19 protein-coding genes and 1 riboswitch are annotated in these 25,744 nt (G+C 64.2%); of the genes, 11 read left to right on the top strand and 8 right to left on the bottom strand.

The window, feature by feature from the left end; all coding sequences use genetic code 11:
• The first annotated feature begins 146 nt into the window (after nt 1-146).
• Both H4V99_RS11830 and H4V99_RS11835 read left to right on the top strand, forming a co-directional pair.
• Complete coding sequence (locus H4V99_RS11830; RefSeq protein ID WP_280678518.1) at nt 147-1,250, top strand: acyl-CoA desaturase; 1,104 nt, start codon at nt 147-149, stop codon at nt 1,248-1,250.
• A gap of 122 nt (nt 1,251-1,372) precedes the next feature.
• On the top strand, nt 1,373-2,365 hold the full coding sequence (locus H4V99_RS11835) for a putative sulfate exporter family transporter (protein WP_280678520.1): 993 nt from the start codon (nt 1,373-1,375) through the stop codon (nt 2,363-2,365).
• A gap of 35 nt (nt 2,366-2,400) precedes the next feature.
• Here the strand turns inward: H4V99_RS11835 and H4V99_RS11840 are convergent, their stop codons facing one another.
• Entirely contained in the window at nt 2,401-2,724 is a 324-nt protein-coding gene (locus tag H4V99_RS11840; protein WP_280678522.1) for a multidrug efflux SMR transporter, read from the bottom strand.
• Between the two features lie 10 nt (nt 2,725-2,734).
• Nucleotides 2,735-2,798: riboswitch (guanidine-III (ykkC-III) riboswitch) on the bottom strand.
• Between the two features lie 124 nt (nt 2,799-2,922).
• Here H4V99_RS11840 and H4V99_RS11845 point away from each other — a divergent pair.
• The 7 genes from H4V99_RS11845 (at nt 2,923) to H4V99_RS11875 (ending at nt 11,454) form a co-directional block, all read left to right on the top strand.
• Nucleotides 2,923-4,218, top strand: coding sequence for an O-acetylhomoserine aminocarboxypropyltransferase/cysteine synthase (locus H4V99_RS11845; protein ID WP_280678523.1), 1,296 nt, complete (start codon nt 2,923-2,925; stop codon nt 4,216-4,218).
• Between the two features lie 77 nt (nt 4,219-4,295).
• Nucleotides 4,296-4,814: a CoA-binding protein gene (locus H4V99_RS11850; RefSeq protein WP_280680102.1), complete on the top strand. Its 519-nt coding sequence runs from the start codon at nt 4,296-4,298 to the stop codon at nt 4,812-4,814.
• Nucleotides 4,815-4,937: 123 nt separating this feature from the next.
• On the top strand, nt 4,938-6,086 hold the full coding sequence (locus H4V99_RS11855) for a DUF916 domain-containing protein (protein ID WP_280678524.1): 1,149 nt from the start codon (nt 4,938-4,940) through the stop codon (nt 6,084-6,086).
• Nucleotides 6,083-8,518: an ice-binding family protein gene (locus tag H4V99_RS11860; RefSeq protein WP_280678525.1), complete on the top strand. Its 2,436-nt coding sequence runs from the start codon at nt 6,083-6,085 to the stop codon at nt 8,516-8,518. Before H4V99_RS11855 ends, H4V99_RS11860 begins: the two co-directional genes overlap by 4 nt.
• Nucleotides 8,519-8,791: 273 nt before the next feature.
• Nucleotides 8,792-9,331 (top strand): WxL domain-containing protein, encoded by a 540-nt coding sequence (locus H4V99_RS11865; protein ID WP_280678526.1) that lies wholly within the window; start codon nt 8,792-8,794, stop codon nt 9,329-9,331.
• A gap of 158 nt (nt 9,332-9,489) precedes the next feature.
• Nucleotides 9,490-10,866: an L-serine ammonia-lyase gene (locus H4V99_RS11870; protein WP_280678528.1), complete on the top strand. Its 1,377-nt coding sequence runs from the start codon at nt 9,490-9,492 to the stop codon at nt 10,864-10,866.
• Nucleotides 10,867-10,950: 84 nt separating this feature from the next.
• Nucleotides 10,951-11,454, top strand: coding sequence for a LysM domain-containing protein (locus H4V99_RS11875; protein ID WP_280678530.1), 504 nt, complete (start codon nt 10,951-10,953; stop codon nt 11,452-11,454).
• A 104-nt stretch (nt 11,455-11,558) separates the two neighbouring features.
• Here the strand turns inward: H4V99_RS11875 and H4V99_RS11880 are convergent, their stop codons facing one another.
• The 6 genes from H4V99_RS11880 to H4V99_RS11905 form a co-directional block, all read right to left on the bottom strand.
• Nucleotides 11,559-12,605, bottom strand: coding sequence for a Gfo/Idh/MocA family oxidoreductase (locus tag H4V99_RS11880; RefSeq protein ID WP_280678532.1), 1,047 nt, complete (start codon nt 12,603-12,605; stop codon nt 11,559-11,561).
• A gap of 81 nt (nt 12,606-12,686) precedes the next feature.
• Nucleotides 12,687-14,777: an alpha-galactosidase gene (locus H4V99_RS11885; protein ID WP_280678534.1), complete on the bottom strand. Its 2,091-nt coding sequence runs from the start codon at nt 14,775-14,777 to the stop codon at nt 12,687-12,689.
• A gap of 129 nt (nt 14,778-14,906) precedes the next feature.
• Nucleotides 14,907-16,232 carry an extracellular solute-binding protein gene (locus tag H4V99_RS11890; RefSeq protein WP_280678536.1) on the bottom strand — a complete coding sequence of 442 codons (1,326 nt, stop codon included), beginning with the start codon at nt 16,230-16,232 and terminating at the stop codon, nt 14,907-14,909.
• Nucleotides 16,233-16,321: 89 nt separating this feature from the next.
• Nucleotides 16,322-17,239 (bottom strand): carbohydrate ABC transporter permease, encoded by a 918-nt coding sequence (locus H4V99_RS11895; RefSeq protein ID WP_280678538.1) that lies wholly within the window; start codon nt 17,237-17,239, stop codon nt 16,322-16,324.
• On the bottom strand, nt 17,236-18,177 hold the full coding sequence (locus H4V99_RS11900) for a sugar ABC transporter permease (protein WP_280678540.1): 942 nt from the start codon (nt 18,175-18,177) through the stop codon (nt 17,236-17,238). Before H4V99_RS11900 ends, H4V99_RS11895 begins: the two co-directional genes overlap by 4 nt.
• A complete protein-coding gene (locus H4V99_RS11905; protein ID WP_280678542.1) occupies nt 18,174-20,276 on the bottom strand; it encodes a beta-galactosidase in 2,103 nt (700 codons plus the stop codon). The genes H4V99_RS11900 and H4V99_RS11905 overlap by 4 nt, the downstream gene beginning before the upstream one ends.
• Before the next feature lie 139 nt (nt 20,277-20,415).
• Between H4V99_RS11905 and H4V99_RS11910 the strand changes: the two genes are divergently transcribed.
• On the top strand, nt 20,416-21,438 hold the full coding sequence (locus H4V99_RS11910) for a LacI family DNA-binding transcriptional regulator (protein WP_280678544.1): 1,023 nt from the start codon (nt 20,416-20,418) through the stop codon (nt 21,436-21,438).
• A 32-nt stretch (nt 21,439-21,470) separates the two neighbouring features.
• Here the strand turns inward: H4V99_RS11910 and H4V99_RS11915 are convergent, their stop codons facing one another.
• A complete protein-coding gene (locus H4V99_RS11915) occupies nt 21,471-24,011 on the bottom strand; it encodes a DEAD/DEAH box helicase (RefSeq protein ID WP_280678546.1) in 2,541 nt (846 codons plus the stop codon).
• Nucleotides 24,012-24,141: 130 nt separating this feature from the next.
• Between H4V99_RS11915 and H4V99_RS11920 the strand changes: the two genes are divergently transcribed.
• The gene (locus H4V99_RS11920; RefSeq protein WP_280678548.1) at nt 24,142-25,731 is read left to right on the top strand and encodes a molybdopterin-dependent oxidoreductase; all 1,590 of its coding nucleotides are present in this window, start codon (nt 24,142-24,144) and stop codon (nt 25,729-25,731) included.
• The last annotated feature ends 13 nt before the right edge of the window (nt 25,732-25,744 follow it).

Below are 25,744 nucleotides of genomic sequence, written 5' to 3' on the forward strand. Positions count from 1 at the left end.
TATATTCCAGAAATGGTATATACTGACTGAGAATACTGTGTGAAAACTTGGCATTGGGAGGGGTCCCGACCCTAGACTGACCAGTATCTGAATCGCGAGTAATTGCTCACATCTGGCTGGGAAGTCTTACGTCCAACAAAGGCCTCATGTCGGAAGCAACTGCCGCACCCGCGGTCCGCATCATTCGGACCCGTCCGGGTGGAGATAACAAAAACCCCACGAGTGAGTACTCGTCTCTGCTTCATACGGTGCGTAATCTGGGTCTGCTCGGACGACGTACCGGTTTCTACTGGATGGTTTTTTCGATCCTTGTGGTGGCAACAGGTGGCGCGGTCACCGGCTTTGTACTGCTCGGCGATACCTGGTACCAGCTGCTGATCGCTGCGGCCCTGGGCATTATTTTCACGCAGTTTGCCTTCCTCGCCCATGAGGCGTCTCACCGTGCGGTCTTCCAGTCCGGTAAGGCCAACGATCGTGCCGGACGCATTCTGGCAAACCTTTTTGTCGGCATCAGCTACGCCTGGTGGATGACCAAGCACAGCCGGCACCACGCTAACCCGAACGTGATCGGGAAAGACCCCGACATCGAGCCGGACTTCATCGTGTTCCGTGAAGAGGACGCCGCCAAGGTGAGCTGGCTCGGTTCCTTCGTCACGCGCAAGCAGGGCTACCTGTTCTTCCCACTCCTAATGTTCGAAGGCTTCAATCTTCACGTGCAGGGCTTCAAGACCGTCTTCGGTCGCCACAAGGTCGACAAGCGCTGGGTCGAAATCTCCATGCTCGTCACTCGCATCACGCTCTACGTTGCCGTGATCTTCTTCTTCCTACCGCTCGGCTTGGCGTTCGCGTTCATTGGCGTGCAGCTCGCTGTCTTTGGTGTCTACATGGGCGCGTCGTTCGCTCCCAACCACAAGGGCATGCCGCAGCTGCCCGCCGAGAGCCGCGTGGACTTCCTGCGCCGTCAGGTGCTCACGTCACGCAACATTCGTGGTGGCACGTTCATCGACACCTACATGGGCGGCCTCAACTATCAGGTTGAGCACCACCTGTTCCCGAACATGGCCCGTCCGCACCTCCGCAAGGCGCAGGAAATCACCAAGGAATACTGCACCTCGCACAACATCAAGTACACCGAAACCGGTGTATTCGAGTCCTACGGCATCGTCATCGAGTACCTGAACCGCGTGGGTCTGGCTGCCCGGGATCCGTTCGATTGCCCGATGATCGCCAGTTTCCGCTACAAGTCCTAGCGAATTCTGCTTTCGTAACACACCCGGCCTCCCGGTTGCACATCGCCTCGGCGTGACGCGGCCGGGAGGTTTTTTGGTCTCCACACCGAGGGGTACTGCTCGGCACACGTAGGCTGGGGTTCATGTGGCTGCCTGGCGTGCTCGTCGCGGCCGCCGCCGCTCTTCTGGCCTGGGGCGTGCATGCCCTCGTCCCCGCTCTCCCGCTCCTCACGGTGGCCGTGGTCCTCGGCATTGCAGTGGGCCAAGTTCCCGCATTCCGCGTCTGGCTCACCGGAACGCTGGCACCGGGACTGTCACTGGCCAGAACCCGCTTTATGCGCCTCGGCATTGTGCTGCTGGGACTCAAGCTCAGCCTCGGTGACATTGCTGATCTCGGCTGGCTCACGGTGGGCTCCACCGTGGCAATCGTGCTGCTGACTTTTGCGGGCACTCTCTGGCTCGGCCGCCTCTTCAGACTTCCCGGGGATCAGCCCCTGCTCATCGCCACCGGATTTTCCATCTGTGGTGCCTCCGCCATCGGAGCGATGAGCGGCGTCGTCAAAGCGAAGGATGACGACACCGCCACCTCGATAGCGCTCGTGACCCTTTGCGGAACGTTGGCCATCGCCGTGCTGCCGGCACTGTGGCATCCGCTGGGGCTGAGTGCCCTGCAGTTTGGCCAGTGGGTTGGTGCCGGAGTACATGATGTGGGTCAGGTCGTGGCCACTGCTCAAATCGCCGGATCGGCCGCGCTGTCCCTCGCCGTGGTGATCAAGGTCACCCGCGTGCTCATGCTCGCCCCGATTGTGGCGGTCGCGTCGGTTGTGGAGCGGCGACGTCCGGTGCCGGGCGGCATCGCCACGATCGGCCTTCGCAGCCGACCGCCGATCATGCCGCTTTTCGTCGCGGGGTTTCTCGCAGCCGTTCTTCTGAACAGTGCCGTTGCGCTCCCCGTGGGGCTGCTCAGCGCAGCAGACAGCGTGCAGAATGCACTCCTGGCCATGGCGCTATTTGCTCTGGGCGCCGCGGTGCGTCTTGTCCCGCTGCTACGCACCGGCTGGCGCGCCCTGCTCGTAGGCCTGCTGTCGTGGACCCTCATCGCCATTCTGGCGCTGGGTGCGGTGCAGCTCGCCTGATCTCGTGGCCGTGACGTGCTCGTGACGAGCGCTTGCTAGTGACTGTCGTCGACGAGCTTGAGACCGATCACGCAGCCGATCAGCCCCAGAATCAGCAAAATCTTCAGGATCGACGTGGGCTCACCGCCAAAGACCATCGCCCAGGTGACCGTCAACGCAGCTCCGATTCCCACCCACACCGCGTAGGCCGTGCCAATGGGAATATCCCGCATGGCAAACGCAAGTCCACCCATGCTGAGCAGAATGGCACCCCCAAAGACCACTGACGGCCACAGGCGGGTGAACCCTTCGGACCTGCCGAGGGCTGTTGCCCACACGGCCTCCAGAATTCCGGAGATGATCAGAATAATCCAGGACATCAACGACTCCACTGGCCAGTCTTGTCGCGTGCCGGGTACTGGTCCCTCGTCCGGAGGTCTGAAAAGACCTTCCTCTCAGGTTCTCACACCCCCAGACGCCCGACAACCGCACGCGCCTCTCATGCCACGACACCGAACGGGTTGCGCAAGGTTACGTGCACGTCGCCGTCAGAGCGTACGGCCCGGTAGCGTGAAGGCATGGCAGATCGCGAGTATGGCTTCTCAACGCGTGCAATTCACGCGGGCAACATCCCCGACGCGGTAACGGGTGCGCGTGCGCTCCCCATTTACCAAACCAGTGCATTCGTCTTTGATGACACAGCGGATGCCGCGGCCCGCTTTGCGCTGCAAAAGTACGGCAACATCTACTCCCGCGTCGCAAACCCCACGGTGGCCGCGTTCGAAGAGCGGGTTGCAAGCCTCGAGGGTGGACTCGGCGCCGTGGCGACGGCCAGTGGACTCGCCGCGCAGTACATCACGTTCGCGAGCCTCGTGGGTTCGGGCGACCACATCGTCTCCAGCGCCAACCTCTACGGTGGCTCCATCACGCAACTTGACGTGACACTGCGCCGTTTCGGTGTAGACACGACCTTCGTGCAGAGTGCCGATCCGGCCGACTATGCGGCTGCGATCACCGACAAGACCAAGTTCATCTTTTCCGAGACCGTGGCAAACCCCTCCGGCGAGGTCGCCGACATCGAGGGACTGGCTGCCGTGGCTCACGCCGCCGGAATTCCGCTCATCATCGATTCCACCATTGCGACGCCGTATCTATGCCGCCCCATCGAATGGGGCGCCGACATCGTCATCCACTCGGCAACGAAGTTTTTGGGTGGGCACGGCACCACGCTCGGTGGCGTCGTCGTGGAGAGCGGGCGCTTCAACTGGGACAGCGACAAGTTTCCGCTGTTCAACGAACCCGTGCCGAGCTATGGCGGGCTGGAATGGTCGGGGAACTTTGGGGAGTACGCGTTTCTCACCCGCCTGCGTTCGGAACAGCTTCGAGACATCGGTCCCACGCTTGCTCCGCATTCGGCCTTCCTGCTCGCACAGGGCGTTGAAACCCTGCCGTACCGCATGCAGGCGCACATCAACAATGCGCGCGTCGTGGCCGAGTGGCTCGATGCCGACCCGCGCATCGACTACGTGAACTGGGCCGGACTCCCGGGCCACCCACACCATGAACGGGCCAAGAAGTATCTCCCGAAGGACCCGGGTTCGGTGTTCAGCTTCGGAGTGAAGGGTGGCCGGGACAACGGTCGAACCTTCATTGAAGCGGTTGACCTCGCCAGTCATCTGGCGAACATTGGTGACGCAAAGACGCTGGTGATTCACCCCGCGTCAACCACACACGCGCAGCTCACCGAAGAACAGCTCGTGTCCGCCGGCGCGCTGCCGGGCCTCGTTCGCATCAGCGTGGGCATTGAAGACGTGGAGGACATCATCTACGATCTCGACCAGGCCCTGACCAAGGCCGTAGGAGGAATTCTGTGACCGACACCATCACCACGGACACCAGCACGTCAACGGGCACCGAGACGGTTCGCCGGGTAAACGGGCTCAGCTGCTCCGTGCCCACGGACTCGCCGCTTGCGAAGCTCTTGAAGTCGCAGCGCACCTGGGAGGGCCCGGACGCCAAGGAGCGCCTCAAAATTCTGCGCGGCGCCAAGTCCGTCGCCATCGTCGGTGCGTCGGCGAACCCGGCCCGCTCCAGCTATTTCGTGGGCACGTACCTCAAGCAGTCCACGGGCTACCGGGTGTATTTCGTGAACCCGAACGCCGACACCATTCTGGGCGAGAAGGCCTACCCCAGCCTCGCGTCGCTCCCTGAGGTTCCCGACATTGTGGACGTGTTTCGCCGGGCCAGTGATATCCCCGCGGTCATCGAGGAGGTTCTCGCCATTGGTGCGAAGACCGTCTGGGTGCAGCTGGGTATCTGGAACCAGGAGGCCGCCGAGTACGGCGAGTCTCAGGGACTCACCGTGGTGATGGATCGCTGCATGAAGATTGAGCATGCCCGGTTCCACGGCGGCCTGCATCTGCTGGGCTTCGACACCGGCCAGATCACGGCACGCAAGACAATCCGGTAAGGAATCTGCCGCACCCGCTCGACAACGCCACCGGACGACGATCCGGTGGCGTTGTTGTTTGCGCGCAAAAGTGAGGATTCCGCAGATTGAAGACGTATGATTCTTTTCTAGTCACAGTCCCCCGTGGCCGCAAACACGCGTCTGTGGCCACCGCTCCTCTGGAAGATCATGCGCGCTCTCCTCACGACCAACAGGACAGCTGCCGTGGTGCCGCGTCCCTCGCGGCTCCGATCCGTGGCCCGGTACACCGCCGTCGCGCTCGTTGCCGCCGCTGTGAGCCTTTTGCCGATCACCCCCATCGCGGGCGCGCGCGCCGTCGATAACGGCACCATCGGCATCCGTCCTCAGTTTGAATCGGATTTCTTCCGCGTCACGCTCGCTCCGGGCTCCGATGTTGCGGCAACAGCACTCGTGTCTAACAAATCCGACGTCCCCGTGACACTGCTGAACTACCCCGCGGATGCCATCAGCACGCCCCAGGGCAGCTTCGCCCTTGCGGAACGTACCGACGAGCGCACGGGAGTGGGAGCCTGGGTCACCCTTCCAGCCGAAGAAATAACGGTCCAGCCACGTTCGGAGTTGGCCGTCCCCTTCCGGCTCAGCGTGCCGATCGGTGTCACGCCCGGGGACTATGCCGGTGGAATCATCATCGAGAGCCCACCGGTCGCGAGCACCACATCCGGGGGCGATGTCCCGTTCCAATTTCAGGTCATTCAGCGCCAGGGGGTGCGCATCTATCTCAGCGTGGATGGGACCGCCACCCCGGCTCTCGGCGATGGCCTTCTGACGTGGCAACGGTCAGGCTCAACGATCACCTTTACGCTGCCCATCGAGAACACCGGCAACATCACACTGCACCCGACAGCCACGCTCGCACTCAGTAGTTGGATGGGAAAAGACACCACACTGTCCTTCACCACGCCGGAGATCCTCCTGCCCGGGGCGCGTCTCGACCTGGTGGCAACACTGACGGACGCCTCAATCCTGCACATCGGGAACGCCGAAGCAACCCTGGTGTCCGAAGTGGGTTCCCAAACAGTTCGAACCAGCCTCGTCTACGCTCCCTGGTGGGTCATCGTCCTCGCCGTGCTGGCCCTGCTGGCCGGCATCCTGGGCATCTGGCGCACGATCGCTTCTGTCCGACGAACCCGCCGGACTCTGCCCGGGGTCAGCCCACCGGGTGGAACTCGATCCCCCTCGGTGCAGCCTGAAGACGTGTCCGTTGCATCTGCTGTGGCGCCGGGCCCAGATCGTCCGTTCGCATCCGGATGACTCTCCGCGAGGCGAGACGCCACGCCGCCCACGGGAGACGCTTTTCGGCACGACGACCCGCGCGCGCTGTCGGACTCGCAACCGTTCTTGTCCTGATTCTCACCGTTACGGCATCCCCGTTCTCGGCACGGGCAGCCAACGATCCCATCAACCTGCGCACGGCAGCAGGGTTCTCCGTTCTGGCCGGAGCCTCCATTGCCAGCACGGCAATCAGCACCATGACCGGCAGTATTGGCACAAGCCCGGGCGTCAGCATCACCGGGTTTCCCCCTGGAGTCGTCAGCGGCGACATCCATCCCGGTGACGCCGTCGCCGCCGTGGCTCGTAATGATGCCGTGTTCGCCAGCATTGATGCCGCTAACCGGGTGCCAACAGGGACTATAGCCGGCGACATCGGCGGAGCAACACTGTTTCCTGGTGTCCACCGATCCGTTGCAGCCTTGAGTCTCAGCACAACCCTCACCCTCGATGGGCAGGGCGATCCACAGGCCGTTTTTATTTTTCAGATCGGCGCAGCCATGGGAACCGCTGCGGCCAGTACGGTCACGCTCATCAATGGCGCCCGTGCAGCCAACGTGTTCTGGCAGGTCGTCGGCGCAGTGTCTCTCGGAGCCGCCTCCTCGTTTTCCGGCACGATTCTGGGGCAGGGGGCTGTCAGCGTCGGGGCAAATACCCGCGTCACCGGGCGCGCTATAGCACTGACGGATGCCGTCGCTCTGAACAACAACACCTTTATCTTCGAACCAGTTGTCCTGCTCCGGTCGGCCGCCAGCTGCTCGGTCTTGGCGGGGACGTTTGTCACCAATACGGGCGCCACGGTGATCAGCGGAAACGTGGGGACGAGCCCCACGAACAGCGTCACCGGATTCCCGCCTGGACTGCTGACCGGTGTGGTGCATGCTGGAGACGCCACCGCCGCTCAGGCACGCGTCGACCTGCAGAGGGCGTACGACGATGCGGGTAGCCGCGACGTCACTCACCGGCTGGCCGGCGATCTCTCCGGACGCACACTCACCGCGGGTGTCTACCGGGCTGATGCCGCGCTGACGCTCACAGACACCCTCATCATCGACGGTCAGAACAATCCCAACGGTGTCTTCATCTTTCAACTCGCCGCCGGCATAACGACTGCGCCGGCCAGCGAGATACGCCTGATCAATTTCGCCCAGGCGTCCCAGATTTTTTGGCGTGTCAGCGGGCCGGTCACTCTCGGGGGTCTGTCACGCTTCACCGGTTCCATTCTGAGCACAGAATCAATCACCATTGGACGGTCCGCCCAGCTTCTGGGCCGTGCGCTCACCCTTTCTGGCTCGGTCACCCTGAATACCAGCAGCGTCGGTGTGACTCCCACACTTGATCTCGGCACCGCGAGCACTTACGCCCTCCTCTCCAACACCTCCGTCGCCAACACGGGAGTTTCCGTCGTCACCGGTGATGTGGGCACCAGCCCAGGCGTGGCCGTCACCGGTTTCCCACCCGGAGTAGTGAATGGAACCATTCATGTTGGCGATGCGGCGGCTGCCCAGGCCGTGGCCGACACGCGACTCGCCTACCAGGACGCCCTCACGCGCGCACCGGATGCTCCTCTGGCGGGAGATCTGGCGGGGCAGACCATCCGGGCCGGCGTTTATCGGTCCGACGCCGCGGTCAGCAACAGCGGCGCGTTCACGCTGGACGGACAGGGGAATCCGAACGGGGTCTTCATCTTTCAGATCGAGGCCGCCCTGAGTGCGGCGGCAGCGAGCAGCATGGTGCTGACAAACGGCGCACAGGCGTCTCGGGTCTTCTGGCAGGTCCTCGGCGCGGCCACCATCGGCGCGGGTGCCACCTTCCAGGGCACGATCCTCGGCGACGCGGCCATCTCGATTGGAGCCGGGGCTGTCCTAACCGGGGCGGCGCTCACCGCAGGCGGGGCCATCGCCCTCAACGGCACTGAGGCCACGGTTCCCCCGCCACTGTCTGGTTCCCTCAGCGCGGTGACGAGCGGCTTTGCCCTGTCTGATATCGCTCTCACCGGCGTCAACACCCAGTTTGTCAGCGCCACAGCGACCCCGTGGGTCGTGGCCGATGCCCGTGGGACAGGTGCCGAGTGGGGCATGACGGTGAGTGCGTCCTCCCCCATCAGCGCGCCGGGAACGGTGGAGACCGTTGCGCGCATGTTGCCGAGTGGGAGTCTCGTCCTTGCACCCGGCGGGATCACCGCCAAATCGGGCGCTGACCCGGCTCTGGGGATTATCACGACCACGCTGGCCCTCACGTCCGTGGGCCAGACTCTCATCGCGGCTCCGGGCCCGCATCGGGGAACCTACTCGTTCACTCCGTCCTTCAGTGTCACCATTCCCGCGAATGCGTACCGATCCAATTTTTCTGGTGAGGTCGACAACTCGCCGCTGAATCCCTATGTCTCCATCCTCACGATCACCATCGGGTGATCGCGTCGCAAGCGCTGCGCGAACCCTGCGCGAACCCTGCGGCAACCCTGTGGCGCAGAACCGTTTCGAGGGCACGCAGCGTGCGAGTATTGAGTTATCGTCACATCAGCAGCACTCGTCGCTGACACATGCAGCCCACGGCCTGCACTGCGGACTTCCCAGCCCGCCCCTCAATTTGATTCACTGCGCTTTTCTGCGCTCTCCCCCCACGCAAGAGGACACACCATCCGCATCATCGTCACAAGTCTTGGAATCATCGCAGCGACGGGCATCATGCTCGGTCTGGTGGTTTCGCCCGCCTCTGCGGACATTCCTGATGACACCATCACGGTGTCAGTCACTGCCGGGCTCCTCTCGGCTAGCGCTTTCGCACCCGACGCCATGACCGACGTCGTGCTCGACGGCACGAACACCAACACATCCACCGGAACCGCACCCGAGTGGACCGTCACCAACGCACGCGGTAGCGACGCGGCGTGGAGCCTCTCGGCCAGTGCCACGGACTTCACGAGCGCGGCCGGAAGCATCGACACCACCGCCCGCGTGCTGGACATCGGCAACCTCATCATCACGCCGGGAACAGTCACTGCCGGTACCGGTTCGGACGACGCACCGACAACTGCCCCGGTGACCATGAGCACCACGGCGCAGGCACTCGTCACCTCAGCCACCCTCGGCAAGGGCAGCTACACTCTCACTCCCACCTTCGGCCTCAGCGTTCCCGCAAACTCGTTCCGGTCTAACTTCTCGGGCGTTGTCGGAAGCAGCCCCATAAACCCCTACATCTCCACCATCACCTTCACGATCGCTTAATCGGCACATCGTCCCTCGCTCTCGGGCCTCCGCTGATTCAGTCGCGGGGCCCGAGCTCTTTTCAGAGACGGGTCGAACTGGTCGAGCAGGTCGAACTGGCACACGATCACGGGAGCGCCGCCGTCCCTGAATGTTGTAACACGACGTAACATGGGATCGTGACAGCGTACGTCTCGGCTCTGGACCTCTTCTCCATTGGGATCGGTCCATCCAGTTCCCACACGGTTGGCCCGATGCGGGCCGCCCGCATCTTTGCCGAGCGCCTCCGGGATTCCGGGCTCCTGAACAACGTGCAGCGCATTCGTTGCTCGCTCTTTGGGTCCCTCGGCTCCACCGGACTCGGCCACGGCACCCCCGACGCGGTCCTTGCCGGCCTGGCCGGACTACGGCCGGAGGTGTGTGATCCCGACGACGTGCGTGGGGCCTGGTCACAGCTCACGGACGGTGCAACGCTCACACTGCTTGGCGGACGCACCATTCCCGTCCGCCAGAATGACATCACCTTCGAACCCCGCACTCGGCTGCCGGGCCATCCCAATGCACTCACGATTTCGGCGTGGGGCGAAGCGGATACAGCGCCCCTGTTCGAGCAGACCTTCTATTCGATCGGTGGCGGCTTCCTCCGCCAGGACCACGATCAGGTGGGCACCAAGCCGTGCGCGGTTCATCCCCTCCCCTACACGTCGAGCGCTGAGCTTCTCGCCCTGTGCGACGAACACGACATTGGTATTTGCGAGGTGGCTCGCCAGAACGAAGAAGCCATCCACGGACCCGAGGGTTTGACGGCCGGGCTCGATGCCATCTGGGGCGCGATGCACGAGTGCGTTGAGGCCGGACTCGGAGCCACCGGCACGCTACCCGGCGGACTCAAGGTCAAGCGGCGTGCGGCATCCGTTCGTATGCGACTTGAGGAATATGAATGTCAGCCGCAGCGTGACCGTGACACCTCGACCGAGTGGCTGCATGCTTTTGCCCTGGCCGTAAACGAGGAGAATGCCTCGGGTGGACGCGTCGTGACGGCACCCACCAATGGCGCAGCCGGCATCATTCCGGCCGTGGGCCACTATTACCTGCGCTTCGTTCCGGGAGCGGATGCCGCGGGCATCCGCCGCTATCTGCTCACCGCCGTGGCCATCGGGTCGCTGGTAAAGGCGAACGCCTCGATTTCCGGTGCCGAGGGCGGCTGTCAAGCCGAGGTGGGATCGGCGTGCGCCATGGCCGCTGGCGCACTCTGTGCCGTGCTGGGCGGGACACCCCGGCAGGTGGAGAACGCAGCCGAAATTGCGATGGAGCACCACCTAGGCCTCACGTGCGATCCCGTGGGCGGACTCGTGCAGGTGCCCTGCATCGAGCGAAATGCCATCGCCTCCTCCACGGCCGTGTCGGCCGCACGATTGGCCCTCCACGGCGACGGAACCCACCTCGTTTCCCTCGATACGGTGATCGAGACCATGCGCCAGACCGGCCTCGACATGATGACGAAGTACAAGGAAACGAGTGAGGGTGGCCTCGCCGTGAACGTCATCGAGTGCTGACGCACCTCCCGCCGGGTTCGACGCCGGCGGGGCGGTGAGCACTAGAGTAGGGGCATCACGAGGCACTAATGGGGGAACATTATTTTGCACACGTCAACGCATCCGCTGCGCATTGCGGTTTCGACCGGCACGCTGCTGCTGGCCCTGACGCTCGGTTTGGCGGGGTGCGCAGGCACTCCCGTTCCGGCCGTGACGGTGACCTACACTCCCACGCCTGCCGCCACCCCCAGCCCATCGCCCACACCAACACCAACACCAACCGCCACGCCCGAACCCGTGGCGGAGGCCCCCCTGATTCCCAATCCCGAGGTGCCCAACGTCATCCCGAATGCGGAGCCGATTCCGTTGCCCCAGGGACCAGCGGTTGACCTTGGTTCCACGCCCGGCGCGCGCGGTCCCGCCGTCGCCAACAGCGCGGGAGCACTGGTCACGTACACGGTCGTCGAGGGTGATGCCTTCTTCGACATCGCTCAGCGATTCAACATTCCGGTGCAGCTGATGCTTACCATGAATCCGTCGGTTCCCGGCCTCGGTGAGCGCATCTACCTGCAGCAGATCATCAACCTCGACTGGACGACCACCCGCTAACTGCGCTAACTGCGCCGCACACGTGCCCGCGACGCCCGCGGCACTCGTTTGGCCGGGCGGCACCCGTTCAAACGAGTGCCGCCCGGCCAAACACGTGCCGCGGGCTAGTTCCGGGCCGCGTGAATGGCCTCGATGATCGAGGTAACGCGCACGGCGTCGCTCGGATCGACGGGAACCATAGCTCCCCGCAGGAGCGCGTCGGCCAGGCCCGCGTAAAACAGGTCATATCGACCCCGTTCGGTGGGGTGCGGCGCCATGGCACCGTCGATGCCGAGCATGCCCCACGTGCTTTCTGCCGCGACCCCAAATGCGGCATCGGTGGGCCGGGCCCCGTTCTTGAGTGCGGCCTCCTGCGCATCCAGTCCCCAGCTCGTGTAGCCGGCCCGGGACCCCAGCACCCGAAAACGGGCCCCGCGCTGAGCCGCCAGACCGTTCATCCACAGGTGCGACACCACACCGGATGCGTGGGTGAGCGCCACGAAGGAGTCGTCGTCGGCAACTCCCCCGGCCCGCTGCGTGAGCGTCTCGGCGTACACGCTCTCGACCGCACCGAACAGCACGATCGCCTGATCAATGAGGTGCGGACCGAGATCGTAGAGCAGACCACCCCCGTCGTTCGGAGCAGCGTCACGCTTCCACGATGCCCGCACGGTGGGCTTCCAAAACTCAAATCGCGACTCGAACCGGCGCACCTCACCAAGGGCTCCATCGGCAAGGAGCGCTCGCAGGGTGAGAAAATCACCGTCCCACCGCCGGTTCTGAAACACGGTGAGAGCCAGGCCGAGCCGTTCGGCCTTCTCCACCAGCTCACGCCCCTCGGCCGCGGTCACGGCGAACGGCTTGTCAACGACGACCGCGAGCCCGGCATCCAGTGCCGCATGGGCGAGCACCGCGTGTGTCGCGGGTGGGGAGGCGATGACCACCAGATCAAGGTCGGCGCACGTGGCGAACAGCTCCGTGGTGGAGGCCACAATGCGCGCCTCGGGATAGAGCTCACGGGCATCCGCTTGGCGGTCGGGAGCGCCCGTCACGATCACATCGAGGGAGAATTCGGGATTCGCCGCGATAAACGGGCTGTGAAAGGTGCGCCCTGCCAGACCGAACCCGATCACGGCCGTGCGGAGGGGGGAACGGGTGGGGGTGAGATTCATGGCTTAACGGTACCGAGGTTTCGAGCTACCGAGGTTTCGAGCTACCGAGGTTTCGAGGCCGGATGGTCTCGAAACCTCGGGTCAGACCGCGTCAACGGTGAAGAGAATGGCCTGTTCGGGCGTCAGGAGCGGCGCAGCTAACCCCACCCGGGCGAGGATCGCTCCGGAAAGCACCACACCGTCAGCCAGCCACAGCGGTGCCACGGTCTGGAGCGTGCGAGGCAGCGGACCCACCACCAGCGGTCGCACCTGGTAGCGGCGAGCCGGGTCGAGGCCGGGAAACCGGATCTGGGCGGGAAGCGCGGTGCGCGGCGCAGCAAGAGCTACGTGCGCAAAGACCGCCGAGGATTGGTCTGCCGCCACCACACCGTGCAGCTCAATCGCGGGATCGGAACCGTCAGCGTGCACGACCGTGCCGCTGTGCAGGAGCGCCCGCTGCTGCTTGTAGATCGTGATCCACGCGCGAATCTGGTCGCGTTCGGCTTCGGACGCCTGAGTGAGGTCCCACTCAATACCCGCGCTGCCAAACAAAGCCGTGGCCAGGCGAAAGCCGAGGGCGGAGGCGCGCCCGGTGGTGTGGGCGGTGGCCGCACCCAGGTGACTGCCCAGATACTCCGGCGGAACCAACACACCCGTGTAGCGCTGGATCTGCTGGCGCTCCAGAGGATCGTTGGTGTCGCTCGTCCACACCCGGTCAACCCGCCCCAAAATACCGAGGTCAATGCGGCCCCCACCGGACGCGCAGGACTCAATCTCCAGCCCCGGCTGTGCAGCACGCAGAGCATCAAGAAGCTTGTAGAGGGCGATGGTCTGCCGGTGGGACGAGCCGCCGAGCAGATCACGGTTGTGATCCCATTTGAGATAGGCGATGGGATAGTCACTCAGCAGCGCGGTGAGGCGTTCGAACAGCCAGGCGAACGCCTCGGGGTTGCCGAGGTCCAGTACGCGTTGGCCGCGCCAGGTGGGCGCGGCCGCCGAGCCGAGCAGCCAGTCGGGGTGCGCCCGCGCGAGGTTGGAGTCGGGATTCACCATCTCGGGTTCGACCCACAAGCCAAAATCAAGCCCCGCCGACTGCACCCTCTCAATAAGCGGATGCAGCCCGTTGGGCCAGGAGGTGGCATCAACGAACCAGTCTCCGAGGGCACGCTGATCGTCGGTGCGCCCCGAAAACCAGCCGTCGTCGAGCACGAAGCGCTCCACACCCACCGACGCAGCTGCAGTGACCAGCCGCGACAGCGTCTCGAGGTCGTGATCAAAGTACACGGCTTCCCACGTGTTCAACACGACCGGACGCGGACCGGTGACCGTAGACCACGACCTGATCCACGGGTGCAGCCGGGCACTCAGGCCGTCGAGGCCGGCGCCGGAGTACACGGCAATGGTCCAGGGGCTGCGGTAGCTTTCTCCACCAGCCAGACTGACCTCGCCCGGTGCCAGCAGCTCCCCGGCTCCAACAGCCGCGTGGCCGAGCGCGCTCCGCTCCACCCACACACGTTTGTCACCGCTCCAGGCCTCGTGTACGGCCCACACCTCACCCTGCCGAAAGCCGAACCCGGGGGTTCCCACCACGGTGAGGAAGGAGTCGTCGTGACCGGGACGACCGTGGCGGGATTCCCGACTCCACACACCGTGGCCAAGGACGCTTCGCTGCGGACGGCGTTCATGGCTCCAGAGACCGGTGAAGTCCAGGAGCTCCTGGGCACGATCCGGTATCGGCAGAATGACGTCGAGAGCCGACAGCTCAAAGGGGGTCTCCCCCGTGTTGGTCAGGGCGTGCTGCAGCCGCAACACGCCCTGCACGGTGAGTTCCAGATCAATGCGCACCGAAACGGATGCGTGTCGATCAACCAGGTCAATGGCCACCGTGTTCGCAGCCTCCTCCCGCACGGCCACACATTCGAAGGCCAGGTCTATCTGCCCGACACTGGGCCGAAAACCACCCAGGCCGGGGCGACCGCTCCAGCCCTCCGCGAGCGTCGGAAGCAGTGACAGTCGCACCGGCACGTCGAGGGAGCTGGGGCCGACCGGCGGCATGCTCGCGCGTGCGAGGGAGGACAGATCGACCGCGTCCTGTGCGCCGAGATCGGCACCCCAGTACACGATCACGGGAACACCCGGACCGGAGGCGTCCAGCACAAGGGAGGTGCCGGCGGCACGAAGATGGCGAATCATGAGGGTGTTTCCAATCGAAGCACGACGGGTTGGGGCTACACGACAATACTGCCCGGTGCAGGTGCACCGGACAGTATTGTCAGTTCAAACGATCACTTCAATCGATCAGGTCAATTGATCAGTGCGCTGTTATTCCTTGACCGGGATTGACTGTGCCTTCAGGGCTTCAATCGTGGCAGTCTGGCCGGTGGTGAGCGCCTCGGCGAGGGTGCCGTTGCCGCTCACAGCCGCCTTGAAACCATCAGACACATCGTTGTAGGTCTGCGTCATGGTGGGGCCCCACACGAAGTCTGCCGACACCTCACTGGATGCTGCAGCAAAGACGTCGTAGATGGGCTGGTCGCCGTAGAACGCCACGCCCTCCTTGAGCACGGGGAGGTCAAGACCAGCCTTGGCGGCCGGGTACAGGTTGGCCGATTCGTTGAGCATGGTCAGCGACTCGCTCGAGCTGTTGAGCCAGAGTGCAAACTGCGCTGCTTCGTACGGGTGCTCAGAACCGGTGAAGACTGCGGTGGACGAGCCACCCCAGTTTCCGCTCGCGGCGTCGCCGGCGGCCCACTGCGGTGACGGAGCCACGGCCCACTTGCCCGCGGTGTCCGGCGCGCCACTGGCGATGGAGTTGGCACCCCAAGCGGCAGAGTTCCAGGTCCAGGCCGCGCCCGTGTTGTAGGCGTTATCCCACTCGGTGGTCCACGGCGGCTGGGTGGAGACGAGGTCCCGGTCAATCAGGTCCTGCCAGTAATCGGCAACCTTGATGGAGGTGTCGTCGGTGAGGTTGACGCTCCAGTCGGTGCCGTCATTTCCGAACCAGGTACCGCCGGCCTGCCAGACGAGCCCGGCAAACTGGTTGATGTCGCTCTGCGAGAAGTTGGTGATGTAGTTACCGGTGGCGCGCACCTGCTCGGCCGCGGTCGCGAACTCGGCCCAGGTGGTGGGAATAGCGATGTTGTTGGCCTCGAAGAGGTCAGCCCGGTAGAACATGGCCATGGGGCCCGAGTCCTGCGGAATGGCGTACACGGCGTCCTCCTCGTTGAAGTTCACCTGGCCCCAGGTCCAGTCCACGAAGTCAGCCTGCGCATCCAGCACACCAGCGCAGGAAGCCAGGTTGACCAGGCCATCCTGCACGCGGAAGTTGGGCAGCGCGTCGTATTCGATCTGACCGAGGTCAGGCGCGTTGCCGGCCTCGAGCTGGTTGAAGAAGTTGGCGTAGGTGCCGCCGTTTCCGTTCGGTCCGGTCTGCACGGCCACCTGAATGTCGGGGTTGGCCTCGTTCCAGACGTCGACAACGTCTTCGATGCCGGGGATCCAGGACGTGAAGGTGAGGTTGACCTTTCCGTCAGCGGGGGCGCAGTCTGCGGCAGTGTCGCTCGTGGACGCGGCCGTTGAACAGCCGCTGAGGGCTACCGTCGCTGCGGTGAGCAGGGCAACGGTGGCCGCTCGTTTCGTGATTCGCATTATTTTCCTTTGATGGTTTTTCGCTGGAGTGGAGTGGTGCGGGGCGGTACGGGGTGGTGCGGATGGGACGGTCGGAAAAGTAGAAGGGGTTATTTGACGCTGCCGGCGCCGAGGCCGCTGCGCCAAAAGCGCTGCAGGAGCAGGAAAAGAATGATCAGCGGAATGATCGACAAGAGGGCTCCGATCAGCACGTAACCGCGCAGCTCGGGGATCTGGTTCACCTGGGAGTTCCAGGCGTAGAGCCCGAGAGTCACCGGGAAGAGGGTCTCATCGCGCAGCATGATCAGGGGAAGGAAGAAGTTGTTCCAAATGGCCACAAACTGAAAGAGGAAGACCGTGACCAGGGCGGGGAACATCAGCTTGACGGACACCGTGAAGAACGTGCGCACTTCCCCGGCGCCATCGAGGCGAGCCGCTTCGATCAGTTCGTCGGGCACGCTGGCCGCGGCGAAGATACGGGTGAGGTAGACGCCGAAGGGGCTGACCAGGCTGGGCAGGAAGACCGCCCAGAAGGTGTTGGTGAGGCTCACCTGGCTGAAGAGCAGAAAGAGTGGGAGCGCGAGCGCGGTGGCCGGTACGAGTACCCCGCCAAGCACAATGTTGAAGAGGAACTCGCGGCCCGGGAACCGATACTTGGCCAGCGCGTAGCCGCACATTGCAGCAAAGAGGGTGGCAAGCAGCGCACCCGCTCCGGCGTAGACCGCACTGTTGAGCATCCACTTAAGAAAAACACCGTCACGGTAGACCACAAGGTCACCGATGTTCTCAAACAGATTAAAGTCGGCGAACCAGAGTGGGTTGGTGTTTGTGAACTGGCTGCTGGATTTCGTTCCAGCAATGAACAGCCACCAGATCGGGATGAGGAAGTAGAGCGTGAAGACGAGCATCACGGTCATGGCCCCGATCTGCGATAGCGGGCTCTCCCTGGGACCCTTCGCGACTCGACGGGACGTGGGCACACGCGTGGGCGCGCCGGGAGCGACGGCCGGCTCGGTGAGGGCGCTCATTTGGCTTCCTTCCGCTGGGTGAATTTGAGGAATGAGAAGGACAGCACGAAGGTGGCCAGCGCCAACACCACGCTGAATGCCGCGGCGAGGTTGACGTTCGGAATCGACGAGGTGGAGTAGACCATCAGGTTGGGTGTGAACGTACTGGTGACCGCGGAGCTGAAGGAGCGGAACACCTGGGGCTCAGCGAGCAGCTGGAGGGTACCGATGATGGAGAAGATGCCGGTGAGCACGATGGCCGGCATGATCAGCGGAATCTTGATGGACCAGGCGATGCGTAACTGACCGGCACCGTCGAGCCGGGCGGCCTCATAGATTTCAGTGGGGATGGCGAGAAGTGCGGAGTAGATGATGAGCATGTTGTAGCCCACGTACACCCACGTGACCACGTTTGCGATGGCCCACAGCACCAGGTCGGCGGAAAGAAAACTGACGTTGCTGGTGAGGGCGGTGAACGGTGAGAGGTTCGGTGAGTACAGGAAACCCCACATAATCGCTGCGATCACTCCCGGCACGGCGTAGGGAACAAAGAACGCCAGCCGGAAGAAACGTTTGCCGCGCAGGAGCGGGCTGTCCAACAGGAGGGCAAAGATGAGGGCGAGGCCGAGCATGACCGGCACCTGCACGACACCGAAGGCCAGCACGCGGGCAATGGATTCCCAGAACGGACCATTCTGGAACACCAGAATGTACTGGGTGAGGCCACCAAAAACCTCGGTCGCCTTGCCGAAGGTACCCTCCCGCTCGATGACGAGCAGTGACTGGTAGACCGCATAGGCAATGGGGATGAGGTAAAACAGCGTGAAGAGAACGGCGAACGGCACGATAAAGAAGGCGATGGCCTGGGGGTGCGCCACCCGAACCTTGCGCGGTCGCCGTGGGGGCTGCGGAACCGAGCCGATGCGGGTGCCTACTGCGGACGTAGCCGAAGCGCTCATGATGCGGTCTCCTCTCTGATGACGCGGACGGCTCCGGCCGGCACCAGCACGGTGCCGGTCACGGCGTCACCGGTGACAATGTCGATTCCGTCTGCGGTGGCAACCACGGTGTCGGAGACGCCGTGGTTGATGATGAACACAAAACTACGGTCGTCGCCCACGCGTCGAATGACCTCGAGCAGCCCGTCGTTCTCCGGGCCGGTCGCGGTGACACGGGCCTCGCGAGCAATCACCCGCAAGAGGTCACGGTAGGTGGTGTGGTCCGGCGCGGTGGCCAGGTACCACGCCGCCCCGGATCCGTGGCGGTTGCGCGTGATCGCCGGCACGCCGACGAGCGTCCCGTCGGCGTAGGACGCGATCGCCTCGGCACTGGCGAGGCGCAGGCGCTCGGTCCACAGTGTGCCCGTGGCATCAGCACCGAACGCATCAGCACCGAAGGCATCAGCACCGAAGGCATCAGCACCGAACGCATCGAGCCGCACAGCCTGGTCGGGCGACAGCGGTACAAACTCCTCCACGGAGATGCCGAGGAGGTCACGGAATGCACCGGGGTAGCCCCCGAGACGAACTCGGTCGTCCTCGTCAACAATGCCGCTGTAGAAGGTAACCAGCGTGTGGCCACCCGCAGCCACGAAGGCCGCCAGGTTGTCTGCCTGCTCATCGGTGGTGAGGTAGAGGGCCGGCACCACGACGAGGCGATAACCCGTGAGATCGGCGTCCGGAGAGACGATGTCAACGGTGACTCCGAGCCGATGCAGCGCGGTGTACGCAGCGTGCACCTGTTCGAGGTAGGTGACCGCCTTCGATGGACGGGACTCGTTGTCTGCGGCCCACCAGGCTTCCCAGCTGAACAGGATCGCCGTGTCGGCAACCACTCGGGTGCCCACCACCTCACGGAGGCGGGTGAGCGTGGCGCCCAGTTCGACGACCTCTTTCCAGAGGACGGTGTCGGTTCCGGCGTGCGGCACCAGCGCGGAGTGGAATTTTTCCGACCCCTGCTGGGATGCGCGCCACTGAAAGAAGCAGATGGCTTCGGCACCGCGAGCCACATGGGAGAGCGAGTTGCGGGTCATCTCCCCCGGGGCCTTTGCCCGGTTGAGCGGTTGCCAGTTCACGGCGCTTGTGGCCTGCTCCATGAGGAGCCAGCCACCGCCATCGGCGAGCCCTCGGCTGAGGTCTGCGGAGAAGGCAAGCTCCGTTGTGGGGTCGTCGAGTCGGTGATCCAGGTAGTGATCGTTGGCCACAACATCAACGTCGGATGCCCAGGACCAGTAGTCAAGGTTGCGAATGTGTGCGGTGACCATGAAGTTTGTGGTGACCGGCACGCGACTGTGCCGGCGGATGACGGCTTCCTCGGCCCGGTAGTAACCGAGCAGTTCGTCGGAGCTGAACCGGTGGAAATCCAGGGCCTGCCCCGGATTACGGCTGGACAGGGTGAGGCGTGGCGTGTGAATTTCTTCCCAAGCGCCGTAGCGCTGGCTCCAGAAGGACGTTCCCCACGCCGTGTTCAGGGCAGCAATGGTTCCGTAGCGGGCTTCGAGCCAGCGCCGGAATGCACCGGCAGTGTCGTCGCAGTAGCAGAGCGCGTTGTGGCACCCCAGTTCGTTCGATACGTGCCAGAGCACAACGGCGGGATGAGCGCCATAGCGCTCGGCGACTCGCTCGACCAGGCGCAAAGCGTGCGCACGAAACACCGGCGAACTGGGGCACCAGGCCTGGCGTCCACCGGAGTAGCGCGTGGTGCCGTCTTCGACCTGAGGCAGAATCTCGGGGTGTGCGGTGGTGAGCCACGGCGGCGGCGACGAGGTTCCCGTGCCCAGGTTGACGCGAATCCCGTGCGAGTGAAGCAGGTCAATGATGGTGTCGAGCAGAGTGAAGTCGTACTCACCCGCGCGGGGTTCGAGAGCGGACCAGCCGAAAATGTTGATGGCCACGAGGTCGACGCCAGCCTGCTGCATCAGCAGCACGTCTTCGGCCCAGACCTCTGGTCCCCACTGCTCGGGGTTGTAATCACAGCCGTAGGCGATACCGGTCTGCACGAAGGGGGTCGCCCGCACGGCCTCATCGAGGTGGACCTGGGTGGCTGCTGGCGTGTACATCTGCTCCCGCTTCTGCGTGCTCTTCTGTGAACGTGCACAGATGGGAGTGAATAACTCCCCGTTGAGATTTCTGTGAACGTACACACACTAAATAGATTGGCACCAGAGTGTCAAGGTGACAAGCCGGTACAGTTATCAAATGGTTACCGTTCCGAGGCGACGCAAACGCGCGACGATCCACGATGTCGCTGCTGAAGCCGGCGTCTCCCGCGGCACGGTCAGTCGGGTCGTGAACAACGAGCGCTATGTGTCGGCCGAAGCCCGCAGCGCCATTGAGGCCGCTATCGAAAAGGTTGGCTACGTTCCCAACACCGCGGCACGCAACCTGGTGATGCAGCGCTCACAGGCCGTGGGCCTGCTCGTGCACGAGCCACACTCGCTTTTTCTCGAGGACCCGAATATCGGTGAGATCCTTCTCGGCGCCAACACCGCACTCTCCCGTGCGGACTACCAGATGGTGAGCCTGGTGATTGAGTCCGATCGGGACACCGAACGGGTGGCCCGATACCTCAGTGGCGGATTTGTGGACGGCATTGTCGTCATCTCCGCTCGGGAGCAGGACCCGATCACCCGCGTCATCGAACGGTTGGATCTGCCCGCGGCCTTCGTGGGGCATCCGCTGGACCTGGTGGACCTCCCCTACGTGAGCATCAACAACACCCTGGCTGCCCGCGCGATCACTGAACGCCTCATGAAGACGGGACGACGGCGCATCGGCATGATCGTTGCCGCACTGGATCGCGACTCGGGTATCGACCGTCTGGCGGGGTTCACGGCGGCGCTCGGTGACCGCTTCGACCCGGCACTGGTGGCTTCGGTCCCCCTGTACACCTACGCCGACGGGCAGGCCGGGATGCGAATGCTGCTCGAACGGGACCCCCTCATCGACGGTGTCTTTGCGGCGTCCGACGCTATTGCCGCGGGCGCGCTGAACGCGCTGCGCGAGGCCGGCCGCAGCGTGCCCGGTGACGTGGGAATTGTGGGCTTTGACGACAGCGCCTGGGCTGTGCGCTGCCAGCCCCTGCTCTCCACCGTGCGCCAGCCCGCCAACAAGCTGGGTGAGCGCGCCGCAGAATCGGTGCTCAGCCAGCTGCGCGGTGAGGCCCCCGAGCTTGGTGGGATTCTGCTGGAGACCGAAATCGTCTGGCGCGATTCGGCCTAATCGGCCGAATCGGCGGCCCCCACCCGGGAGGGTTACAGGCGATTGACGCCGGTCACGCGCACGACGGCTTCTCCCAGCTCGTCTGATGCTTCCAGATCAATCTCCGCGCTGATTCCCCAGTCGTGGTCACCGGCCGGATCGTCGAGAATCTGGCGCACGGTCCAGCTCGTTGCCGTGGTCTCGATCATGAGCAGGTCGGAGCTGCGCGCCGGGGCACCGGTGAGAATCTCATCGTGCTCGTCGAAGTACGCGTCCAGCGAGTCACCCCACACGTCGGCCGTGAACCCGTGCTCCTTGTCAAGGTCGCCGAGCTCGTCGTAGTGCTCGAGGGCAGCCAACTGCACGCGGCGAAAGAGTTCGTTGCGCACGAGAATGCGGAAGGCCCGCACGTTCATCGTGAGCCGCTTGGGCGTGGGCGGCATGAGTGCATGCGCCTCAGACTCATGCTCCACCGGGTCCGGGTGCAGCAGTTCTTCCCACTCGTCGAGCAGGCTCGAATCCACCTGGCGCACCAGTTCGCCCAGCCATTCGATCAGATCAAGCAGGTCTTCATTCTTGGCCTCGTCGGGGATGGTCTGCCGGGCCGCGCGGTACGCGTCCGACAGGTATCGCAGCACCACACCCTCGCTCCGCGCGAGCTTGTAGAAGGCGATGAACTCCCCAAACGACATTGCCCGCTCGTACATGTCGCGCACCACGGATTTGGGCCGCAACTCGAAGTCGGCGATCCAGGGCTGCGACGCCTTGTAGGTCTCAAACGTGTAGTTCAACAGCTCTTCGAGCGGCTTGGGCCAGGTGATTTCCTCGAGCAGCGCCATCCGCTCGTCATATTCAATCCCCTCGCGCTTCATGGCGTTCACGGCCTCGCCCCGCGCGGCGAATTGCTGGCCCATGAGCACGGGCCGCGGGTCGTCGAGCGTCGCCTCCAGAATGGAGATCATGTCAAGGGCATAGTTGCCGGTTCCGGGGCCGGGACCCACGGCCGGATCCGGGTCGAGCAGCTCGAAGGCGGCGAGCGCAAACGGGGACAGCGGTTGGTTGAGAGCGAAGTTGGCCTGTAGATCGATCATGAGGCGGATGCTTGGCTCGAGCCCGTCGAGACCTCGCGCGGTTTGCTCCACAATCCCGGCTTCCCGCAGCGTCTTGTAGATGCCGAGGGCACGCTTGGCGAGCACCAGCTGGCGCTTCCACGGCTCGTGATTATCAAAGACGAGGGAGTGCACGTGGGCGAAGGCGTCCCCGCCACGCCCGATCACATTGATGAGCATTGCGGCGGTCATCTGCATGCTCGAGCTCAAGGTCTCCGGCTCGGCGTCCACCAAGCGGCGGAATGACGGTTCGCCCCAGGAGACGAAGCCGTCCGGCGCCTTCTTGCGCACGATCTTGCGCTTCTTCTTCGGGTCGTCCCCCGCCTTCTCGATGGCCTTCAGGTTCTCCGACTCGTGGTCGGGTGCCTGAATCACCACGGTGCCGGCGGTGTCATAGCCCGCGCGTCCGGCACGCCCGGCGATCTGGTGGAATTCCCGCACGAGCACCTGGCGCATCTTCACGCCGTCATACTTCGTGAGCGCCGTGAACAGCACCGTGCGAATAGGCACGTTGATGCCCACGCCGAGGGTGTCGGTTCCACAAATGACCCGCAGCATGCCGCGCTGTGCGAGCTGTTCCACGAGGCGCCGATACTTGGGCAGCATTCCGGCGTGGTGCACGCCGATCCCCATGCGAATGAGGCGCGACAGGGTTTTGCCGAAACTGGTCGTGAAGCGGAACTCACCAATGAGTTCGGCTATCTCGTCGCGCTGCTCCCGGGTGGCCACCTTGGCGCTTGCGAGCGCCTGCGCTCGCTCCAGCGCGGCAGCCTGCGAGAAGTGCACAATGTAGACCGGCGCCTTCTGCGTGTGCAGCAGGTCTTCGACCGTCTCATGCACGGGAGTGGTCTCGTAGTAGAAGTTGAGCGGTACCGGGCGCTCCACACCGGTGACGATCGCGGTGTCCCGCCCGGTGCGCTTCGACAGGTCTTCGGCAATGAACCGCACGTCACCGAGCGTGGCCGACATGAGGATGAACTGCACGCGCGGCAGCAGGAGCAGCGGCACCTGCCACGCCCAGCCACGTTCCGGGTCGCCATAGAAGTGGAACTCATCCATCACCACCTGATCGACCTCGGTGTCCTCGCCGTGACGCAGCGCGAGGTTCGCCAGAATTTCAGCGGTACAGCAGATGATGGGGGCATCCGCATTCACGGACGAGTCGCCCGTCATCATGCCCACGTTTTCGGCACCGAAGGTCTCCACCAGCGAGAAGAACTTCTCGCTCACCAGCGCCTTGATCGGGGCCGTGTAGAAGCTGCGCTTACCCGCGGACAGCGCGGCGAAGTGCGCTCCGACCGCCACGAGCGACTTGCCAGTGCCCGTGGGGGTACTGAGGATGAGGTTGGCACCCGACACGATCTCGATGACCGCCTCTTCCTGAGCCGGGTAGAGCGAGAGCCCCTGCTCGGTCGCCCAGTTTTCGAACGCCTCGAAGAGAACGTCGGGGTCGGTTACGTTGGGGAGACTCGTGAGAAGTGACATGTTCCCTTAAGACTGCACTACTTCGCTGTGCCCTGGTGAACGGTGCGGGGAACGGGACGGGGAACGGGACGGGGAACGGGACGGGGAACGGGACGGGCCTGGGTTCAGGGAACGGTTCTAGGCTGGAGTCATGTCCAGCAGTGATGAGTCAACGTACGCCGTGCCCACCGCCGCGCCCACCACCGTGGCTCAGCGCCCGAACAGCCTGGCCGCTCTCTGGCGTCCGGCGGTTGCCGGCGTGGCCGCGGCGATCGCGGCCCTCGGAGTCGCCGAGCTGGTGGCCGCTGTTCTGGCTCCCACGGCAAGTCCGGTGCTCTCCGTTGGCGCCCTCATCATCGACCTCGTGCCGGCGGCTGTCAAAGACCTCGTGATTTCCCTCTTTGGCACGGCCGACAAGATTGTGCTCATCATCAGCATCGGTCTCGTCGTGGTCGTGCTGGCCGCCGTAGCCGGAATTGTTGAATACCGCCGACCCCCGTGGGGGCGACTGATCGTGGTTGCCGCCGCCGGCCTCGCACTCGTCGCTGCCCTCACCCGCTCCGAGTCCGCGGTCTTCGACGCCGTCCCCTCGATCGCGGCCGCCGGCGTGGGCGCCTTCGTGCTCGCCGTTCTCACGCGTCGGCTCAGCAACCGGCCGGTCGGAGAGGGCACCCTCGATCGCCGTGGCTTCCTCGCCCTCACCGGTGCCAGCGCCGGCGTCGGAATCCTCGCGCTCATCGGTGGCCAGCTCCTTCTGGCCGGAACTCGGGCAACGGATGCCGCGCGCGCGCTCTTCACGCTGCCTCCGGCATCCGTTCCCGGCGTTCCGATTGCGGCCGGGGCATCGTTTGACGTTGCGGGACTCTCGCCGATCATCACGCCCAACGCCGATTTTTATCGCATTGATACCGCCCTGCAGGTGCCCCGGATCGACCCGAGCACCTGGACCCTCCGCATTACCGGCATGGTGGAGAACGAAATCGAGATTTCCTTCGCCGAGCTGCTCGCCCTGCCGCTGGAGGAGAGCACCACGACGCTTGCCTGCGTGTCCAACTATGTGGGCGGTGACCTGATCGGGAACGCCGTGTGGCTCGGCTACCCGATTCGTGCTCTGCTCGCCCGGGCCGTACCTACGGGCGATGCGGACATGGTGCTCTCGCGCAGCTCCGATGGCTTCACCGCCGGAACGCCACTCGAAGCCCTCACCGACGACCGCAACGCCATTCTCGCCGTGGGGATGAACGGTGACCCGCTTCCGCTCGAGCACGGTTACCCGGTGCGCATGGTTGTTCCCGGTCTCTACGGTTACGTCTCGGCCACCAAGTGGGTGGTTGAACTCACGGTCACCCGCTTCGATCAGGAGCAGGGTTACTGGACTCCGAGAGGCTGGTCGGAACTCGGCCCGGTGAAACTCTCGTCGCGTATTGATGTGCCGCGCGCCGGCGTGCAGGTGGAAGCCGGGCAGGTCGTTGTCGCGGGCGTTGCGTGGTCGCAGTATGTGGGAGTGAGCAGAGTGCAGGTGCAGATCGACGGCGGCGAGTGGAACGATGCCACGCTCGCCGATGCCATCTCTGCCGACACCTGGCGCCAGTGGATGTTCACCTGGCCGGCTGCCGCCGGTGCCCACTCGATTACCGTGCGGGCAACGGATGCGGAGGGTCTCGTTCAGACCTCGGTCACGCGCGCGGTGGCTCCGGACGGCGCAACCGGACTGCACGAGGTCTCTGTGAACGTGACCTAGACGTTCTTCCCAC

The organism is Cryobacterium sp. CG_9.6 (assembly GCF_029893365.1).
GTDB lineage: Bacteria > Actinomycetota > Actinomycetes > Actinomycetales > Microbacteriaceae > Cryobacterium.

What these genes read in the sequence shown, in the direction of transcription:
- H4V99_RS11860 (WP_280678525.1), top strand. Translation starts at nt 6,083, where the DNA reads ATGACTCTCCGCGAGGCGAGACGCCACGCCGCCCACGGGAGACGCTTT.
- H4V99_RS11840 (WP_280678522.1), bottom strand. Translation starts at nt 2,724, where the DNA reads ATGTCCTGGATTATTCTGATCATCTCCGGAATTCTGGAGGCCGTGTGG.
- H4V99_RS11865 (WP_280678526.1), top strand. Translation starts at nt 8,792, where the DNA reads ATGCTCGGTCTGGTGGTTTCGCCCGCCTCTGCGGACATTCCTGATGAC.
- H4V99_RS11880 (WP_280678532.1), bottom strand. Translation starts at nt 12,605, where the DNA reads ATGAATCTCACCCCCACCCGTTCCCCCCTCCGCACGGCCGTGATCGGG.
- H4V99_RS11920 (WP_280678548.1), top strand. Translation starts at nt 24,142, where the DNA reads ATGTCCAGCAGTGATGAGTCAACGTACGCCGTGCCCACCGCCGCGCCC.
- H4V99_RS11895 (WP_280678538.1), bottom strand. Translation starts at nt 17,239, where the DNA reads ATGAGCGCCCTCACCGAGCCGGCCGTCGCTCCCGGCGCGCCCACGCGT.
- H4V99_RS11915 (WP_280678546.1), bottom strand. Translation starts at nt 24,011, where the DNA reads ATGTCACTTCTCACGAGTCTCCCCAACGTAACCGACCCCGACGTTCTC.
- H4V99_RS11835 (WP_280678520.1), top strand. Translation starts at nt 1,373, where the DNA reads ATGTGGCTGCCTGGCGTGCTCGTCGCGGCCGCCGCCGCTCTTCTGGCC.
- H4V99_RS11845 (WP_280678523.1), top strand. Translation starts at nt 2,923, where the DNA reads ATGGCAGATCGCGAGTATGGCTTCTCAACGCGTGCAATTCACGCGGGC.
- H4V99_RS11905 (WP_280678542.1), bottom strand. Translation starts at nt 20,276, where the DNA reads ATGTACACGCCAGCAGCCACCCAGGTCCACCTCGATGAGGCCGTGCGG.
- H4V99_RS11885 (WP_280678534.1), bottom strand. Translation starts at nt 14,777, where the DNA reads ATGATTCGCCATCTTCGTGCCGCCGGCACCTCCCTTGTGCTGGACGCC.
- H4V99_RS11900 (WP_280678540.1), bottom strand. Translation starts at nt 18,177, where the DNA reads ATGAGCGCTTCGGCTACGTCCGCAGTAGGCACCCGCATCGGCTCGGTT.
- H4V99_RS11910 (WP_280678544.1), top strand. Translation starts at nt 20,416, where the DNA reads ATGGTTACCGTTCCGAGGCGACGCAAACGCGCGACGATCCACGATGTC.
- H4V99_RS11830 (WP_280678518.1), top strand. Translation starts at nt 147, where the DNA reads ATGTCGGAAGCAACTGCCGCACCCGCGGTCCGCATCATTCGGACCCGT.
- H4V99_RS11890 (WP_280678536.1), bottom strand. Translation starts at nt 16,232, where the DNA reads ATGCGAATCACGAAACGAGCGGCCACCGTTGCCCTGCTCACCGCAGCG.